This window comes from Acaryochloris sp. IP29b_bin.137, from assembly GCF_028285745.1.
Lineage (GTDB): Bacteria > Cyanobacteriota > Cyanobacteriia > Thermosynechococcales > Thermosynechococcaceae > Acaryochloris.
Genome location: NZ_JANQOP010000159.1, coordinates 1 through 4,899, shown reverse-complemented (window position 1 = coordinate 4,899; position 4,899 = coordinate 1). Strand labels below are relative to the sequence as shown.

Below are 4,899 nucleotides of genomic sequence, written 5' to 3'. Positions count from 1 at the left end.
GACCATTCCCTTTACGTTCAAGTCTTCTAAAGCGATCACTTGGTTGTCGTTGACCAATCTAGAAGACAACTTATGCAAAAAGTCTTTGCGAGTATCTCTGAGTTTTGCTTTAACCTTAGCCACCTGTAATCGAGCTAATTCTCTGCGCTTGGACCCTTTCACCCGCTTAGATAATCGCCGTTGAAACCGCTTGATTTTACGGCTAAATTTTTGATAACTGGGGCTATCAATCTTTTCTCCCGTACTCAAAACCGCAAAGGTTTTGATACCCAAGTCCACCCCAACGGCATCATTGGCAGCAGGTGAGTGCTGCACCTGTGTTTCAACCACAAAGCTCAGGAAATAGCGATTCCTGCGGTCTTTGATAATCGTGACTGAGCTAGGTTCACTCGGTAAAGGTCTAGACCACTTCGTCTTTAAGTGACCGATCTTTGCCAAATACACCTTGCCATTTTTGATGGAGAATCCACCTATACGAAATCGGGCGGATTGGCGATTATCCTTTTTCTTAAACCGAGGGAAGCCCATTGCTGCCCCTTTGCGTTTGCCCTTACGAGAATCAAAATAGTTTTTGATGGCAACGCCTAAATCGGCAATAGACTGCTGCAAAGGGATGTTGGAAACCTCCTTTAGCCATGAGCGCTGTTCAGTACGCTTAGCCTGAGTAATGCAAATCTTTTGGAGGTCCGAGTTTTTAGGAAACTGTTCTGACTGCTTCACGAATGCCAAAGCATCATTCCAAACAACGCGACAACAACCAAATAGCTGAGCTAATTTGGTCTGCTGATTTTTTGATGGATATACTCTGTATTGATAGCGGAGCCTCATATCTTAATCATAGTACTCACGTACTAAATTTTCAAGGACAAAAACACTGTGTTTCTGACCTGAAAATTCAATTGATTTGTGTGACTAAATTCAGGAAGGAAGATTATCAGGCAAAAGGTCTTCCTGTGGTTGAGGGTGCCTCTAGATCCAATGCTCAGAAAACGAATTTCCAGGTTCTAGAGTTCAATGGTGAGGCCGATCATGTTCATACGTTGATTGAGTATCCACCTAAGTAAACGATGTCTCAGATCGTAAATTCAATCAGGGAAGTGTCTAGGAGCCGATATGGCAAATCTGAATTACCAAAGCTTCTATGGAGTCCGAGTTATTTCGTCTCCTCTGCAGGTGGGGCACCATTTAGAGGTGTTGATTGAATATACCTAGAATCAGGAACAGCCGTCCTAAAAAGATTAGGACTTTATCCTAGAATATCGACCGTAGGTGATCACAAAAATGTAGACACGGGGATGCTCTCCCGGCTTTGCGATCGCATCAGTGATAAAATTTCGATTCATTCCTATGACAATTAATTTCGTCAACATCACAATTTAATCTAGGCATCCATTTATTAATAGCCTTGTTTACTAACGTTTATAAGTCGTCTGTATCATCCGAGACTGTGACCCATATTCCCCAGACAGTTAATCTAAAATGGCCAAAGTCCACTGAGTTACTTGGTCTTAAATTGACCCTGAAACCTGAAGAAGACAGCTTGCTACTTCCTAAATATTCAGTGGGTCTCCATGCATGGTTCTTAGATCAGGTCCGCGAGAGCAATCCAGACCTGTCTGAAGTGATGCATGACAACCAAACAGAAAAGAACTTTACCTTGTCAAGATTACAAGGTTCCCTCACTTCAAAGCGTTCGAAAATCTTTGTCCAAGCTAATCAGAGTTATCAAATTTCTATCACTGCCCTTTCTCAACCTCTGGCGACGTGGTTAGGAACCTGGGTCAAGAATTTACCTGATCATCTCCAGTTATTCGATACGGTATTTTGCATCAGTGATCCAGGTATTGAACTTGCACCACTCACATATTCGAAGCTGACGAAAACTCCTCTGATGGACAAACTGGCCTTGAACTTTCTAAGCCCCACAAGCTTCAGAAGTAGGGGCCATCATCTCCCCTTACCCATCCCTCGCAATCTCTTCCATAGCTATTTACGACGGTGGAATACCTTTAGTAACCAAGAAGTGAATATGGAAAACTTCTTGGACTGGGTTGATGATAATGTTTTTTTGCTGCGTCACCAGCTCAGCAGTGTTAAAACGGTTGCAGGTAAGCGGGGCAGCATCACTGGATTTATCGGTACAATTGAACTGGGATGTTTAAAACAACCCCCTGAAAAAAGTGAGTTTGCTAAACTTTTTTCAACGCTTGCGAATTTAGCTCCCTATTGTGGGACTGGCCACAAAACTGCATTTGGACTGGGTGTTACTAGAATCGGCTGGGAACCCCATTGGCAAGACCATATTCCCACCCATTCAGAACTATTATTGAGTGAGAGAATAGATGAACTCACCCACCTCTTTCGTTCTCAAAGAAAACGCCAAGGTAAGGAGCGGGCGTTGCATACGGCCCAAACATGGGCAACAATCCTAGCCCGCAGAGAAATGGGTCATGCATTATCAGACATTGCAGATGATCTTGAAATTCCATATCTTACAGTAAAAACTTACTGCAAACTTGCAAGACGTGCCTACAAAAATGGGTAGTCTCAATTGCCACTTCTTAGTTGGCATTCCTGGTTCTGGCAAAACTACATTTGCCCACCAATTAAGGGAGCTGATTCCTCATTCAATTGTGATATCGCCTGATCAGATTCGGGAACAACTATTCGGTGCTGAAATAATACAGGGAGACTGGCAGGAGATCAGCCAATGTATTTCTCATCAGATTGGTGAGGCTGTTCAGAGCAAGAGTTCCATTATTTATGATGCTACGAATATAAGGGCTTCTTGGAGACGGGACTTTTTAGAAGAGTATTCAACCTTGCGGTTAAAGTGGCTTTGCTGGCACTTAAGTACTCCAATCAAAGTTTGTATTCACAGAAATCAAAGTCGCTCTCGAAATGTACCCATAGATGTGATTATTCAATATGCAAAGTATCTAAATGAAACTCCACCTACTGAATCAGAAGGTTTTATTAGGTTAGTTCAAGTGAATCCAGACTCACAGGACAATTTTAGCAGGGATGAGTTATCAAGTATTCTTGCCACGTTAGATTAACCATTATTGGCTTGGCTAAATCTGAAGATAAAATATTCGACCCATATCTTATATACACGAAATCTTAGACAAAAATTGGTGGTTCAACAGACAGTCAGGTTTTGTGTGTGTGTGTCGTGGGTAAGGTCTTTCTACTGGACTGTGCTAACTCAACATGGGTTCAGGTAAATTGGAGTCCTACGGGATGGATAGGTCAGAACTGCAAGGATTAATACTGACAGGTCGAATATGACTTGCAGGGAAACTGCTACCAGACTCTTCAACATCACGAAGAAACCCATCAATAATATTTTCAGGAGATGACATCCCGCTTGAGCTGATGATGGGGTCTTAAACGTAATCAGCTTCCCTGGTACAAACAAAAACAAGGATAACGCCACCGCATTGACCAACAATACGCCTAACAGTAGGTAACCACCCACACCCGCCAGTATTGAACCCTTTTGGATAGAGGGTAGCAACCTTATAAATGCGGCAAGGAGGCCCAACATACTCAAAGGAGCTAACCAAGTGGGTAATTCAATCCCTAAGACAAAATGCTCCAGCATCTGAAAGGCTTTGTTCAGAATTACCTGAAACAGTTCATCCCTGCGATCAAACATTACCCATACCCAAAGACGTTGCAGACATGATAGTCATACTTTTGGTTTTGTCAATTGTTTTGCTGTATCTACCCAATAGACCTCTGGCTCTATGAGTAAGAGAGGGTAGGTACGTTCAGGCTTTTGGGTTAGTGAACGATCACTGATATGAACATAATTGCAACTAGAAATAGTTGCAATTGCTGATAAACCTTTAGATAATGATAATAGCGCTGGTATTGAGCATGACCCGGAAAGAAAAGCTCATCAAACGCTTCCTCACACGCCCAAAAGACTTTACTTGGGATGAGTTGGTTGTTCTACTGTCCATCTTTCAATTTTCTGAAGTCTCCACTGGTAAAACTGGCGGGTCTAGGAGACGTTTCATTAATTCAGACGGCCTTGTCATCAGTCTTCATAAACCTCATCCGCGCAACCTATTGAAGAAATATCAAATTGAACAAGTCATCGACATTTTAGAGGAGGAAGGGCTGATATGAAAAATATGATGGAATATCAAGGTTATTTTGGATCGGTCCATTTCAGCAACGAAGACGAAGTGTTTTATGGCAAGGTTGAGTTCATCCGCAGTCTGATTAGCTATGAAGGGACTGATATTCAATCACTCAAAGCAGCTTTTCAAGAAGCCATTGATGAGTATCTAACCGATTGTGCTGAAAACGCAATAGAGCCTGAGCACTCCTTCAAGGGGAGCTTCAATATTCGACCTGGAACTCAACTTCATAGACAAGCTGCGATCGCAGCTCAGCAACGGGGGATCAATCTCAATGCTCTCGTGACTGAAGCGCTAGAGAACTATCTACAGACATCGAAGTAGCTCTCGCGATCATCCCCAAGATAAGGCCACTCGCTCCCGATCCTGAAAGTCTCCAACCATCTCCCCGATCCGCTCCATCGCTTCTGGTGGCCGCAGCTCGATCACTTGTTGTACATCAAACGTTGCCTCAAGCTCCAAGGCACATTCCCAACAAAATTTGGAGGTGTTGAACGCCGCTCTCAAAAAAGGTTTTCGTGAACCTCTCTCGATGATCCAGAATTGCCCAGAACCTTTCTTTGTAACTCTCACATGCTCAAGTCTAACTCGTTTCCTGGCCTTTTGAGCAATGCGCTTCTGACTAAGATCTAGTCTTTGGAATCGCCTTTCGAGGCTGGTTGATGGTTTCAGGGATCTCTGCTGGCTGGCTCGGGGTTGAGGGGTGGCCAGGGCCACGGATTTATAATTCTTTGATGGGATCTGG

Annotated in this window: 7 protein-coding genes and 1 pseudogene; 5 read left to right on the top strand and 3 right to left on the bottom strand. The window is 43.3% G+C overall.

Annotation, left to right across the window (positions count from 1 at the left end; translation table 11 throughout):
• Positions 1–828, bottom strand: an 828-nt coding sequence (locus Q0991_RS11890) for a transposase (RefSeq protein WP_299488725.1), incomplete at its 3' end; no start/stop codon positions are given.
• Here Q0991_RS11890 and tnpA point away from each other — a divergent pair.
• From tnpA to Q0991_RS11875, 3 genes and pseudogenes are all read left to right on the top strand, one after another.
• Positions 795–1,212: pseudogene (gene tnpA / locus Q0991_RS11885) on the top strand (IS200/IS605 family transposase). The gene Q0991_RS11890 and the pseudogene tnpA overlap by 34 nt on opposite strands.
• A 235-nt stretch (positions 1,213–1,447) precedes the next feature.
• Positions 1,448–2,545, top strand: coding sequence for a CRISPR-associated endoribonuclease Cas6 (cas6, locus tag Q0991_RS11880; protein WP_299488722.1), 1,098 nt, complete (start codon positions 1,448–1,450; stop codon positions 2,543–2,545).
• Positions 2,538–3,059 (top strand): ATP-binding protein, encoded by a 522-nt coding sequence (locus tag Q0991_RS11875; protein ID WP_299488719.1) that lies wholly within the window; start codon positions 2,538–2,540, stop codon positions 3,057–3,059. Before cas6 ends, Q0991_RS11875 begins: the two co-directional genes overlap by 8 nt.
• A 149-nt stretch (positions 3,060–3,208) precedes the next feature.
• Here the strand turns inward: Q0991_RS11875 and Q0991_RS11870 are convergent, their stop codons facing one another.
• On the bottom strand, positions 3,209–3,661 hold the full coding sequence (locus Q0991_RS11870) for a hypothetical protein (RefSeq protein ID WP_299488715.1): 453 nt from the start codon (positions 3,659–3,661) through the stop codon (positions 3,209–3,211).
• 224 nt (positions 3,662–3,885) lie between these two features.
• On the opposite strand from Q0991_RS11870, the gene Q0991_RS11865 reads away from it, so the two are divergent.
• The gene (locus tag Q0991_RS11865) at positions 3,886–4,140 is read left to right on the top strand and encodes a type II toxin-antitoxin system HicA family toxin (protein ID WP_299488712.1); all 255 of its coding nucleotides are present in this window, start codon (positions 3,886–3,888) and stop codon (positions 4,138–4,140) included.
• Complete coding sequence (locus Q0991_RS11860; protein WP_299488709.1) at positions 4,137–4,478, top strand: type II toxin-antitoxin system HicB family antitoxin; 342 nt, start codon at positions 4,137–4,139, stop codon at positions 4,476–4,478. The genes Q0991_RS11865 and Q0991_RS11860 overlap by 4 nt, the downstream gene beginning before the upstream one ends.
• 9 nt (positions 4,479–4,487) lie before the next feature.
• Here the strand turns inward: Q0991_RS11860 and Q0991_RS11855 are convergent, their stop codons facing one another.
• Positions 4,488–4,616, bottom strand: coding sequence for a hypothetical protein (locus Q0991_RS11855; protein WP_299488706.1), 129 nt, complete (start codon positions 4,614–4,616; stop codon positions 4,488–4,490).
• Between the last annotated feature and the right edge of the window lie 283 nt (positions 4,617–4,899).